The organism is Bacteroidota bacterium (genome assembly GCA_018816945.1).
Classification (GTDB): Bacteria; Bacteroidota; Bacteroidia; order Bacteroidales.
On the sequence record JAHIVC010000104.1, the window covers coordinates 1 to 13,272 of the forward strand.

Annotated in this window: 10 protein-coding genes; all 10 read left to right on the top strand. The window is 34.8% G+C overall.

What is annotated here, in order from left to right; translation table 11 throughout:
- The coding region (locus KKG99_17490) for a patatin-like phospholipase family protein (protein MBU1014791.1) at positions 1-855 on the top strand (855 nt) is incomplete at its 5' end.
- A 4-nt stretch (positions 856-859) separates the two neighbouring features.
- Positions 860-1,681, top strand: coding sequence for a glycerol acyltransferase (locus KKG99_17495; GenBank protein ID MBU1014792.1), 822 nt, complete (start codon positions 860-862; stop codon positions 1,679-1,681).
- Positions 1,678-2,373 carry a glycosyltransferase gene (locus tag KKG99_17500; GenBank protein ID MBU1014793.1) on the top strand — a complete coding sequence of 232 codons (696 nt, stop codon included), beginning with the start codon at positions 1,678-1,680 and terminating at the stop codon, positions 2,371-2,373. The genes KKG99_17495 and KKG99_17500 overlap by 4 nt, the downstream gene beginning before the upstream one ends.
- Positions 2,370-2,894 (top strand): glycosyltransferase family 2 protein, encoded by a 525-nt coding sequence (locus KKG99_17505; protein ID MBU1014794.1) that lies wholly within the window; start codon positions 2,370-2,372, stop codon positions 2,892-2,894. The genes KKG99_17500 and KKG99_17505 overlap by 4 nt, the downstream gene beginning before the upstream one ends.
- 163 nt (positions 2,895-3,057) lie before the next feature.
- Positions 3,058-4,437 carry a hypothetical protein gene (locus KKG99_17510; protein MBU1014795.1) on the top strand — a complete coding sequence of 460 codons (1,380 nt, stop codon included), beginning with the start codon at positions 3,058-3,060 and terminating at the stop codon, positions 4,435-4,437.
- Between the two features lie 447 nt (positions 4,438-4,884).
- Complete coding sequence (locus tag KKG99_17515) at positions 4,885-6,009, top strand: helix-turn-helix domain-containing protein (protein MBU1014796.1); 1,125 nt, start codon at positions 4,885-4,887, stop codon at positions 6,007-6,009.
- 169 nt (positions 6,010-6,178) lie between these two features.
- Positions 6,179-6,826 carry a hypothetical protein gene (locus KKG99_17520; protein ID MBU1014797.1) on the top strand — a complete coding sequence of 216 codons (648 nt, stop codon included), beginning with the start codon at positions 6,179-6,181 and terminating at the stop codon, positions 6,824-6,826.
- A 250-nt stretch (positions 6,827-7,076) separates the two neighbouring features.
- On the top strand, positions 7,077-8,189 hold the full coding sequence (locus KKG99_17525; protein MBU1014798.1) for a beta-lactamase family protein: 1,113 nt from the start codon (positions 7,077-7,079) through the stop codon (positions 8,187-8,189).
- A 434-nt stretch (positions 8,190-8,623) separates the two neighbouring features.
- Positions 8,624-11,983, top strand: a complete 3,360-nt coding sequence (locus KKG99_17530) for an NgoFVII family restriction endonuclease (GenBank protein ID MBU1014799.1) — start codon at positions 8,624-8,626, stop codon at positions 11,981-11,983.
- A 2-nt stretch (positions 11,984-11,985) separates the two neighbouring features.
- Positions 11,986-13,176: a hypothetical protein gene (locus KKG99_17535; GenBank protein ID MBU1014800.1), complete on the top strand. Its 1,191-nt coding sequence runs from the start codon at positions 11,986-11,988 to the stop codon at positions 13,174-13,176.
- Positions 13,177-13,272: the final 96 nt, after the last annotated feature.

Here is a 13,272-nt window from a genome sequence, read left to right on the forward strand (position 1 = left end):
AAACAGAATGTAGCATTGGTATTATCAAGCGGGGGCTCAAGAGGTCTTGCCCATATCGGGGTTATCTCAGAACTGGAAAAACACGGGTTTACCATTACATCCGTTTCAGGCTCTTCCATAGGAGCGGTTATGGGAGGGCTTTACGCCATGGGAAAAATACAGGAATATACCAAGTGGGTAAGCTCCTTTAACAAAAGGGATATCTGGGGCTTTATGGATTTTACAATTGCCTCTAATGGTTTATTAAAGGGTGAGCGGGTTTTTGATAAAATGAAGACATTTATCCCCGATATGAATATTGAAGATATGCCCATCCCCTTTGCTGCCGTTGCTACTGATATACTCCACGAAAAAGAAGTAGTTTTTACCAAAGGAAGTTTTTATGAGGCTGCCCGTGCATCCGTTGCAATCCCGGCAGTTTTTACGCCGGTAAAATACACTGATACCATTCTTGTTGATGGTGGCGTTCTGAATCCAATTCCTGTTGAATACGTGTCTCGTAAGAATGGAGATTTGCTGATAGTAGTGAATTTGTACGGTGACAAAAAAACTGATATTCCGAAAGAATCAAATAATAACAATGGATTCTTAAACAGGTTGATGAACACCATATCGACCTTAATTATAACCGGTGACAAGCACAGTGCAGGGTACTACTCACTTCTAAGCGGTACTACATCGGCAATGATACATAGGATTGCAAAAATGAGCATCGAGAAACATAAACCCGATATGATAATTAATATACCATACGATTCGGCAAATACCTTTGATTTTTACAGGACAAAAGAATTGATAGAGTTGGGGAAAAATGCAGCAAAAGAGGCAATAAATTATTATTATAAAAACCTATAAGGGAATGGATTTATCAAAAGAATATATCAATATTCACAGGCTTATAAAAGCAAGCGATTCAAAGCTACTGAAACGCTTACCTAACTTTATAATTTACCTGATTAAACTAATTATCAGGCAAAATGAGATAAATCGAATTCTATCTGTTTACGCAAATTTCGAAGGAGTTGATTTTTTATCCAAAATAATTAAGGAGCTAAATATAAAAGTTGAAATTGAAGGAATTGAGAATTTGCCCGAAAACGGTAAATGCTTTTTTGTGGCAAATCATCCTTTTGGATTTGTTGATGGCCTAATTCTAACAAGCACAGTTGCTAACAAATACGGTGATTTTAAGGCTATCGGCAACAACGTGTTTATGCTTATACCCCATTTAAAAGGGAATATTGCTGCGGTAAATGTTTTTGGAGCGAATCCAAGGGATTATGTTATAGAGCTGGAGAGAGTATTTAATTCTGATATCCCTATCACTCATTTCCCCGCTGGTCTTGTTTCGAGGATTCAAAAGGGAAAAGTTGAGGATAGTGATTGGCAAAAAGGGTTTATTAAAGCGGTTGCGTATCAGCGTAACGTTGTTCCGTTTTATTTCTACGGGCGAAATTCACTTCTTTTTTATTTTATATATATCGCCCGAAAAACTTTTGGAATAAGTAAAACCTTAGAATTAGTTCTATTGCCTCATGAACTATTTAACAAACGAAATAAAACCATAAGGGTTAAAATAGGCAAGCCCATTTCATACAACACCTTCGATATGTCAAGGTCGCACCACGATTGGGCACAATTTGTAAAAAAACAGGTGTATAACTTAAAAAACGCAATATGAAAAAGGTGTCAGCAATAATATGTGCATATAACGAAGAGAAAACGCTAAAAGATGTCATTCTTTCAGTTTCAGAATCTTTAATTGTTAGTGAGATTATTGTAGTTAACGATGGGTCTTCAGATAGTACTAAGAAAATAATTGAGGAGCTGCAGAAAGAGATTGAGATAACAGCAATCCATTTAGCAGAAAACAAAGGGAAAGGCTACGCTATGGCGGTGGGTGTTGAAAATTCAATCTTTGATATTATGCTATTTGTTGATGCCGACCAGTCGAACATTGTTCAGGGATACATTAATCAATTAACCAATCCTTTATTAAAAGAAGAATCGGACATGGTTTTAGGCTATTCTACTGTAAATATTTTAAATCAGGATATAAACCCTTTAAAAATATTGACAGGCGAAAGAGCTTTATACAAAGAAGATATTATACCAATTCTTGATAAAATGAAGGAATCACGTTTTGGTGTAGAAACCCTATTGTATTTTTATTACATATCTATTGGCAAATCCATAAAGTTTATCAGGTTGAAAGGGATGGCACATAAGGATAAGTACAAGAAAATGTCTGCGTTTAAGGCAACAACAGGCTATATTAACGAAGGTTTTGAAATTGCCTATACAGCCTTTAAAAATTATGAGCTTTTGCTAAAATCTGTAGAAAAGCAAATTTCTAAAAGAGTGAAACAATGAGTAAAATTTCAGCAATAATTTGTGCGTATAACGAGGAGAAAACAATCAAAGAAGTAGTAACAGCCGTGTGCGATTACTTTTTTGATGAGGTAATTGTTGTAAACGATGGGTCAACAGACGGTACGGCCAAAATTTTAGGTGAACTTTTGAATTTCTCCTCACTTAAATATATTGCACTTCCTGAGAATAAAGGGAAAGGTTATGCAATGGCAACCGGGGTAGAAAATTCAACAGGAGAAATTATTGTTTTCATTGATGCCGATTTGTCTAACCTAAAAGAGGAGCATTTTGAGCAGCTAATCAGTCCCATTTTTAACAACGAGGCAGATATGGTATTAGGCCAGGCAACAGAGCCCCTGATTAACTATAAAATCAACCCGTTCAAATCGTTCACTGGCGAAAGGGCACTGTTAAAGAAGGATGTACTGTCAATTTTGCAAGATATGAAAGCATCAAAATTTGGGGTAGAAACCCTGATTAATCTTTACTATATGGCACACGAAAAAAAGTTAAATATGTGATGCTCGAAGGACTAAAACATCCAACCAAATTTGATAAAACCTCACAATCGCAAGCCGTTAAAGAATTTGTTATGGAGGGGCATCAAATTGCATTAGCGGCGTTTAACAGCTTTAATTTGTTAACAAAAATCGTTAGAAATCAAATCAAAAAAAATATAGATTTATGAAAACAAGAATTTTATTTTTTTCTATGCTTCTGCTTGTTTCCGTTTCAAGCGTAACTAATGCACAGGAAGATAACAGCCTTAAACTGTCAGGTGAACTTTTAACCGACCAACGTTTTTTACTTAAATCACCCAACGATTGGGCTTGGAACGAAAACCGTCTGACTTTAAAACTTGACAAAAGAATTACCGATAATTCAAAATTTTACAGCGAAGTCTGGTTGCGTAATATTGGCCTGCCCGGTATTAATTCATCATCTGACCTTTATAATAAAGGGATTATTGACCCTTATAATCTTGAAATCAGGGAAGCGTATGTTCAGTTATACGGTTTTCTTACTGAAAATTTAGATGTTACCATTGGTCGTCAACGCATTGTTTGGGGAACTGCCGATAAATTAAATCCAACAGACAACCTTAATCCATTAGATTTGGAAGACATTTTAGATTTTGGTCGTCGTCGTGGTTCTGATGCTATTAACCTAAATTACTACATAAACAGTGACTTCTCGCTTCAAGGGATTTTTATTCCTTTTTTCCAACCTGCGAATATGCCTGTTGGTATTTTTGCAAACGCACTCTCCCCTAATTTAGAATTACCACAAGGCATGGTCTTAAAAGGTTTATCTGATACTTTAATGATGCCGCGCTATAATTTGGGAGAAAGTTCAACAGCGGGTTTAAAATTCAAAGGTTTTGCAAAAGGTGTTGATTTTTCCCTGAGCTATGTTTGGGGATATGACGGATTACCTTTCTCCACAAGAAATACTTTTATCCCTGTTGATGCGTTTGGCGGAATAACTATCAATTCTCAGCTTTCATTTGCAAGAACACATATTATTGGTGCAGATTTGGCTACAAGCATTGCAGGTATTGGTTTTTGGGCCGAGGCAGCAGCATTTATTCCCGATGAAGACGTAATCATGACCAATGATTTGTCTGCTTTTTATCCGCTGTCACCCGTTCCAGTAACTCAGGATTCATTAATTTTAGACAAAACAAAGCCTTACATTAAATTTGTTGTTGGTGGCGATTACAATTTTGCGGATGGTTCGTATCTTAATCTTCAATACATGCACGGGTTTATTCACGAACGAGGAGCCGAAAACCTGAATGACTATTTCTTTTTACGGTACGAAAAGAAATTTTTCAATGAAAAGTTAAAAGTAGCTCCTATTGGTGGTGGTTTCATAGTTACAGACTGGAATAATATAAAAGATAATTATGCCCTTGTGTATATGCCTGAGATTGCTTACCAAGCCACTATTAATTCAGAAATCACTTTAGCAACCACAATTTTTGATGGCAAAGGAGATAATTTGTTTTCGAATCTGAAGGATTACAATATGTTTATGTTAAAATTGAAATATAGTTTTTAATGTTAAATCAAATATGCCCTACACACTGCCGTAAGCACATTTGCAACCCCGCACGAGCCAACGCTCCAACCAAAGGCTTGCAAAAGAGCTTCCGCCTCTCCAGCCCAAGCAACCGCCTTTCAGGACGGTTTTAGGATTGTCCACGCTCAAAAAAACAAAATAAATTTGTGCTTCGTTGATAGGTTGGTGCAGATTGATAATGACAAGAAAATAAAGCTAAACAAATGACATACAGACAGATATGAATGAACACCAGTTGCCAACATCGTATATAAAACATTTGGCAGTCAGTGCGTTATTAAGCATTTCAGCTCGTATTATAGGCACTTGTAACTTGACAGGAAAGTGCTTCGAAATGCCAAACGTTTCATATACGTGACCGTTAGGTTTCATGCAAAAAAACATTCTGCAAATAATAGACATAGCAGAATTTTATAGAAACAAACAATGAAATACATTTTTTTGATAGCTGCCTTCAATGCCTTGTTTTTTGCAGTTTTAGTTATGCAGAAAAAAAAGGCCTTACATGATAAAATCCTGATTTATTGGCTAGTTTATTTGGGTTTATACACAGGCATATACGCTTTGTTTTCAAATAAACTATTTATAGATTTTCACCTCCTTTCAGCAAGTTTTATTTCGTTACTCTTACTTCATGGGCCATTCTTGTTTTTATATATTTCTGCTTTGATTGAACAAAAATTTGAATTCAATAGGAAAAAACTGTTACATTTTATTCCTTTTATACTATTCAATCTTTTTATTGTTATCGCTTCCTTTTTACCGGAAATATCGGAACGAATAAGATTAGACCATGTGGAAAGTGAACATGGGGTTCCTTTACTGTTTAATTTATTCCTGATTCTTACAGTTTTGTCCGGGCCATTCTATTTTATTTTATCCATCCTGCTTTTTAAGAAATTGGACATTAATATCTTCAATAATTTTTCATCGTATGAGGATGTTAACCTCGACTGGTTAAGAAAGCTTGTTTATACTTTTGGGGCTATTTGGACAGTATTAATGATTTTTACCACTGTCCATCATGTTTTCGGAATGTTCTCTTGGGTTTTTTGTACGCACGGCTTATCTCTTTCTTTGTCCGTTTTTATCATCTTAATTGGGTATTTCGGCCTAAAGCAAAAGGAAATTTTTATTCAATATCATGATAACAGCATCGAATATGTAACGGAACCGAAGACGAAGTATGCCAGTGTAGTTTTGAAAGAGGCTGATGCAGAAAAATATGTAAGCAAAATACGGCATTTAATGAGCAAAGAAAAACCATATCTGGATGCCAACCTTTCACTCCCTGCGTTAGCGAGCAAACTTAACATACCTTCTCATCATCTTTCGCGTGTTATAAATGAACAGTTTAATGTTAACTTCTTCGATTTTGTTAACCAATACAGGGTAAATGAAGTAAAATCAAGGATGGGTAATCCTGAGTTTGAAAATTTGTCCCTTTTAGGAATTGCTTTCGATAGTGGCTTTAATACGAAATCGGCATTTAACAGGGTATTTAAAAAAATAACCGGATTAACCCCAAGTGAATATAAGAAACAAACATAGAATGCTCCATTTCAAAACAATATATGCTTATGCAAGTCCTATTTCATAAATAAGGACTTTAAATTTGTGTCTAATAGGTACTACATTACGAAGTAGGTCGCACCGGGATATTTCTCAGCATACTTTTGTCTCAGCATAATTTAGTAATAACGATTAAAAAAAATTTATCATGAGAACAACAGAAATGAATTTGAGAACAGAAGTTCCAATGAGTCTTCTTAAAACCCGTAAAACAAGTTTGCAAACAATCCTATCGCTTGTATTAGTATCATTATTTATGATATTCGGTTCACTTCCGGCATCTGCCCATTGCGACTCCTATGACGGCCCTACAATTAAAGACGCTGTTAAAGCACTTGAAACAAACAACGTTAATTTAGTTCTAAAATGGATTACTGCTGAACAGGAAAAAGAAATTATTTCTTTGTTCAATAAAACATATACTTTGAAGTCTGGTGACAAAGAAGTCTATGCCATTGTTGAAAAACATTTTTTTGAAACCCTTGTGCGTCTGCACAGGGAAACAGAAGGAGCTCCATACACAGGATTAAAACCTGCCGGAACTACGAAGAAAATTATTCAACTAAGTGACCAAGCTTTAGAAAGTAAAGATATTGATGAATTCCTCGAAAAGTTAAACAACCATATTGGAAAAGTGATAAGGGAGAAATATGAAAAAGTAGCAGCACTTGACAAAGTGAAAAATGATTCTCCGGAAAAAGGACGCGAATATGTAAAAGCATATGTTGATTACACCCATACTATTGAAGCTATTCATGATATTGCTGAGCAAGGTGCTGGACACTCGGCACACTAACATTGAAAATGATATAGTAAATAATGACGGAATAATTTTAGAATCTTCTCTGGTAAATATCGGGGAAGATTTATTATTATTAGATTTGGAAAAATGCACGAAAACCTAACACATGGTATAGTGCATGCGGGTTTCAGAGGGTTTCGAGCGTTCGTGGCTCGTAAAAAAAGTCGGTGTAAACTGATAGATAATAGCTTCGTACTCCCGCACGTCACCATACCATAAAACGTTGGCAGTAATACATGAAAAAATGAAGAAGTATTTCATCATAGTAGCATTAATTAATTTATTTGTTGGGTGTAATCAATCCAAAAAGAGAACAGAAGAGTATAATTTAACCCCAAGTTCTGTTTTTACCCAAACAAGATTAGATACAATAAAGAAATATTGCTCTGGTTTGCCTGAAAATACTGAGTTTGCCTTCACAATTATTCAAAATGATTCTGTTTACCATTTTGGAATCAAAAAAACAAATGGAATTTATAATCAGATTGAGAACAGTAAGTCAATATTTGAAATTGGCTCAATTACAAAGGCATTTACAGGATTATTGCTTGTTGATGCTGAAAATCAAGGATTGTTGAATATAAAAGATTTGATTCAGAATTTCTTTGATAACAAGTTGAGACAATCATCATTAAATGATACTGCAATTACTATTTTGAATTTAGCGCATCACAATTCAGGACTCCCACGAGAAACAGAATATACTATGAAAATGTTAAGAGAATCACCTTATGATAGCTGGTCAGGATTTGATTCAATAGAATTTTTAAAGTTTTTAGAAAATGAAATGAATTTATCTTCTACTCCCGGAGTAAAATGGGAATACTCAAATATTGGATACGGATTACTTACAAATATTATTCTTAAACAATCTGGAAGGGGATTTGAACGATTATTACAAGAACGAATTTGCGCCAGATATGATTTAAACTACACAACATCTGACACGAATAAGATAAAAGAAATCGAGGTAATTGGACTTAAACCAAATGGACAAGATGCTCCTCATTGGGATTCAGGTAAGTTACTTGGTGCTAGTGGTGTATTATCAAACTCAGTTGATATGACAGTATTTGCAAAAGCCTGTATGAATGATGATTCATTGTTTGTTTCTCAAGCAAAACAATTATTCTATGTAAATGATATTTATTCTGTTTCTTTGGGTTGGGCTGTGCAATATTATCAGGGAGAAACCTATTATGTAGCTAACGGAGGAACACCTGGATATATGGCAACCATAACAATTAATCCCAATAAAAATAATGCTGTAATTATACTATCAAATGTTTCATGCTACCATGAGAAAATGTTGGGTATGATTGGATTAAATAGTCAATTAATGCTTACGATTGAATGAAGTACTACTGCCAACAAAAGCTATACCCAATAAGGGTTTTAGTTGTAAATTGAATGTAAATGCAAGTAATGAAATTTAATAATAAATTGAAAAAGAAGTGCTATAAAATCCCTTACTGGGCATAGCTAAACCGTTATGCACAAGCGGAAAAAAGACAACGACACAGCAAATTGACAATGTAAATGGAATATTTAACTTGAAATGAAAAACGAAACTGACAGACAAATAACCCGACACTCATTGCCGACCCGAATGTGTTTTAATTTTTTTACCCACCGCACAAGAATTTTGAATTCTGCTGACCCACATTGCACACGACTTGGCCCGATTAATCGGGATTGCCAAAGCCCCACGAGCCAATGCTGCAACCAAAGCTTTGTCAAAGAGTGCAATTTTGCCAGCGCTTTTAGTAAATTTGAAATTTAATTAAATATATGCCAAAGATTTACGACAATATTGAAAACCACCTTACACAAGGTCTAAATGAAACTTTAGAGGTTTCGCAAAGAACAGATTTTTGTGTAGGTTATTTCAATTTACGTGGCTGGAAAGAAATTGCTGATAAAATAGATACACTTACTGGCTCTATAGTCGCTGAAGAAAAAGATGAATATCCAAGAATATGCAGACTGTTAGTTGGTATGCAAAAATTACCGGTTGACATACTGCGTGACTATTTTAAATCAGATGAAGATTACATTCTTGACCAAAACGAAGCTGTAAAATTAAAAAAACGCTTAGCTCAGGAATTTAAAGACCAACTTACAATTGGAACTCCAACAGATGCAGACGAAAAGGCTTTAAGAAAGTTAAGTCAACAGATGAAAGATAAAAAAGTAGTCGTAAAGCTTCATCTACGCTATCCTTTACATGCAAAACTGTATTTAGCTTATAGTGAAGATAAACGAGTGCCAATTGTTGGATTTTTAGGCAGTAGTAATTTGACGCTTGCTGGGCTTGCTAAGCAAGGAGAATTGAATATTGATGTAATGGATCAGGATGCAGCCAAAAAACTATCAAAATGGTTTGATGATAGATGGAAAGACCGCTGGTGCATTGATATTACGGAAGAACTTATTGAAATAATTGATAATAGTTGGGCAGCAGACCGTTTGGTTTCACCATATCACATTTACTTAAAAATGGCTTATCATCTTTCACAAGAAGCGAGAGCCGGATTAAATGAATTTAAAATCCCTACGATATTTAGAAAAGAACTATTAACATTTCAACAGGCAGCCGTTCTTATTGCAGCAAAGAAATTGAATAGTCGTGAAGGTGTTTTTATTGGAGATGTTGTTGGTTTAGGAAAGACAATTACTGCTTGTGCCTTAGCAAAAATATTTGAAGAAGATTTTTTCTTTTCAACACTTGTTATTTGCCCGCCAAATCTAAAAACGATGTGGGCAGGTTATATCAACAGATATGATTTAAAAGCTAATGTAATTTCAATTGGTGAAGTTCAACGTAAACTGCCAGATTTAAGAAGGTATAAACTTGTAATAATAGACGAAAGCCATAATTTACGTAACGATCAAGGCAGTCGCTACCGTTCAATAAAAGCTTATCTTGAAGAAAACGACAGCAAGGTAATTTTGCTTTCAGCAACGCCTTATAATAAATCTTATCTGGACTTATCTAATCAACTAAGACTTTTTATTCCCGATGATAAAGATTTGGGTATAAGTCCGGAGAACTACATTAACAATATTGGCGGACAAGTTCAATTTTCAGCACAGCATACAGAAACTTTTATCAGGAGTATCAAAGCTTTTGAAAAAAGCCATTATGCGGACGATTGGCGTGAATTAATGAGACTTTATCTTGTTAGAAGAACCCGAAGTTTCATAAAAGAAAATTATGCCGAATTCGACCCTGATAAGAACCGGAAATATTTGACGTTTTCAGATGGAACAAGGTCATACTTTCCAGACAGAATTCCAAAAAAGGTTGAGTTCGACTTTGATCCTGATAACCCAAAAGACCAGTATGCAAAATTATATTCCCAAACAGTTGTTGATACTATAAACGGTCTTGATTTGCCTCGTTATGGTTTAGGAAATTACATATTACAAAAACCAGCTATCAAGCCGACTAAAGAAGAAGAAGTAATAATTGCAAACCTATCCCGTGCTGGCAAACGGTTAATGGGATTTTGCAGGACAAATCTTTTCAAAAGGCTTGAAAGTAGTGGTTTTTCATTTTTAATTTCTTTGAGCAGACACATTTTGCGAAATTATGTTTTTTTCTATGCTATTCAGAATAATTTGCCTGTTCCGATTGGTAAAAACATTTCACAAAACCTGGATGATTTTTTAGAGGATAATGATACTGACAATAATGGGGAAGAAGAAAATAGCATCAGTTTTATTCTCGATGAAAAAGTGTATTTGAAAAAAGCTTCTAAGGTTTACGACCTTTATTCAAGCAGTAAGTTTAAACATCAATTCGACTGGATTAGAAGTGAGTTTTTTGCTCCTGCTTTACTCAAACAACTTGCTACGGACTGTACTGATATTATCAAGATTCTAAAAATCGGCCAAGATTGGAATGTGAATGAAGATAGAAAACTAAATGCTTTGTACAAGTTATTATCTGAAAAACACAAAGCTGAAAAAGTTTTGATATTTACTCAATTTGCGGATACTGCCTACTATTTATCAGAGCATTTAAAGAACCGAAACCTTGAGAATTTGGAGCATGTTACAGGAGATAGTGAGAATCCGACTGTTTTAGCTCAGCGCTTTAGTCCATTAAGTAATAAGATTCCTGTTTCAAAGAATGATATCAGGGTTTTGGTATCGACAGATGTGCTAAGTGAAGGTCAGAATCTGCAAGATGCTCATATTATTTTGAATTATGATTTGCCCTGGGCAATAATAAGATTGATTCAGCGTGCTGGTCGTGTTGACCGTATCGGGCAGAAAGCAGATGAAATAATTTGCTACTCATTTTTACCAGAAGATGGGATTGAACAAATTATCAATCTTCGTCACAGACTAACAAATCGAATCCGCCAAAATGCTGAGGTTGTTGGCTCAGATGAAGTATTCTTTGATGGAGATCCAATAAACATTGAGGATTTGTATAATGAAAAATCAGGAATACTTGACGAGGAAGATGGTGACAGTGAAGTTGATTTAGCATCTTTTGCTTTTCAAATCTGGAAAAATGCAACAGATGAAACTCCCGAACTGAAAAAAACAATACCAAATCTTCCGAATGTAATCTATGCAACCAAACCAAATCAATTAAGTGCGGAAAAAGAGGGAGTTATTGTTTATACACGCACCTATGATGAAAATGATGTTCTTGCATGGGTAAACAACAAAGGAGAAATTATAACTCAATCGCAATTGACCATATTAAAAGCTGCTGCTTGTAATTCTGAGGTTGAGCCTTGCTATAAGGTTTTAAATCATCATGAACTTGTTAAGAAAGGAATTGAATATATCCGTGACGATGAAAAAAACACCGGTGGTTCTCTTGGAAAAAAAACAGGGGCAAAATATAGGGTTTATATGCGCCTTGACAGGTATTGCAAAGAATATGAGAATACTTTATTTGTAAATGATGCATTAAAAAAAGCTGTTGATGATATTTACAAATATCCTTTTAAAGAGTTTGCACGAGAAACATTAAACCGTCAACTTAAAGCAGGTATATCAGATGAAGACCTTGTTAATTTGGTGGTTTCTTTACGTGAGGAAGATAAACTTTGCATTGTAAATATTGACGAAATGCCGAACAAGGAACCTCAGATAATTTGTTCTTTAGGGCTTATAAATAAATAATTATGGCAATAACTAAACAAGATTTTTCCGGCTACATTAAACAGTATAAATTTCGTGAGTTGTTTAATGAAATGGGCTGGAATAACGATAAAACAAAGCAACCTATTATTGTTGATGATATTACATTTACACTTCAGGCAGTAGCAGAGAAAAGCGGTTTTAAAATTCTTCTATGCAATCCAACCGAGAAAGGATTAATACCGGATTATAATATCCGCAAGAAAATTGAAACTAAAGTAACCAAGCTGTTTCAGGAACATTTAATAATCTTCTGCGATGCAAAGAACCAGGAGCAAATCTGGCAATTGGTTGTAAGGCAATCGGGCAAACCCACAAAAGTTACAGAAACACGTTATCATATTTTACAAGACCCTGAATTATTATACCAAAGGACTTCGGGTATTTTCTTTGAGATGGACGAAGAAGATAAAATTACCATTGTTGACGTAAAGGGTAGGATGACCGAAAACTTTCATGCAAATGCTGATAAAGTTACAAAAGCTTTTTACGACAAATTTAAGAAAGAACATACCTCCTTTCTTGGTTTTATCAAAGGCATAAATGAAAAGGTCAATCAGGAATGGTATGCCTCTTTAATGTTGAACCGCTTAATGTTTTGCTATTTCATTCAGAAAAAGGGATTTCTTGATAGCAACAAAAACTATTTGCGTGACAAATTAAAAGCAAGCCAGGAAAAGAAAGGGAAAAATAAATTTTATTCATTTTACAGGGATTTCCTGTTGGTGTTGTTTCATCAGGGCTTAAATGAAGCAAAGCAAAAGGATGAAGTAAAAATTGAAATTGGCAAAATCCCTTATCTCAATGGTGGTTTGTTTGATGAGCATGAGTTGGAGAAAATGTACAAAGCCATTGACATTGAAGACAAAGCATTTGAACGGATTTTTGATTTTTTCGACCAGTACGAATGGCATCTTGATACGCGTATTACTGCTTCGGGTAAGGATATTAACCCAGATGTAATCGGATATATTTTTGAAAAGTATATCAACGACCGTTCAAATATGGGTGCTTATTACACCAAGGAAGATATTACCGATTATATCAGTAAAAATTGTATTCTTCCTTATTTGTTCGATGAAACAAAGCGGCAATATCCAAAAGCATTTTCAAACGATGGTGAAATATGGGAATCAGTAAAACAGGCTCATCAGATAAAACAGGTGGAGAGTTGAAATTCATTAAGCAAATATTAGTGAAACACGATAGATGAAAAATGCAATATCATTGATCCCTCTGAACACGGCCCTAAACGCCTTGATTTTTCCATT

Coding starts and splice junctions, on each gene's coding strand:
- KKG99_17495 (MBU1014792.1), top strand. CDS start 860: ATGGATTTATCAAAAGAATATATCAATATTCACAGGCTTATAAAAGCA.
- KKG99_17500 (MBU1014793.1), top strand. CDS start 1,678: ATGAAAAAGGTGTCAGCAATAATATGTGCATATAACGAAGAGAAAACG.
- KKG99_17505 (MBU1014794.1), top strand. CDS start 2,370: ATGAGTAAAATTTCAGCAATAATTTGTGCGTATAACGAGGAGAAAACA.
- KKG99_17510 (MBU1014795.1), top strand. CDS start 3,058: ATGAAAACAAGAATTTTATTTTTTTCTATGCTTCTGCTTGTTTCCGTT.
- KKG99_17515 (MBU1014796.1), top strand. CDS start 4,885: ATGAAATACATTTTTTTGATAGCTGCCTTCAATGCCTTGTTTTTTGCA.
- KKG99_17520 (MBU1014797.1), top strand. CDS start 6,179: ATGAGAACAACAGAAATGAATTTGAGAACAGAAGTTCCAATGAGTCTT.
- KKG99_17525 (MBU1014798.1), top strand. CDS start 7,077: ATGAAGAAGTATTTCATCATAGTAGCATTAATTAATTTATTTGTTGGG.
- KKG99_17530 (MBU1014799.1), top strand. CDS start 8,624: ATGCCAAAGATTTACGACAATATTGAAAACCACCTTACACAAGGTCTA.
- KKG99_17535 (MBU1014800.1), top strand. CDS start 11,986: ATGGCAATAACTAAACAAGATTTTTCCGGCTACATTAAACAGTATAAA.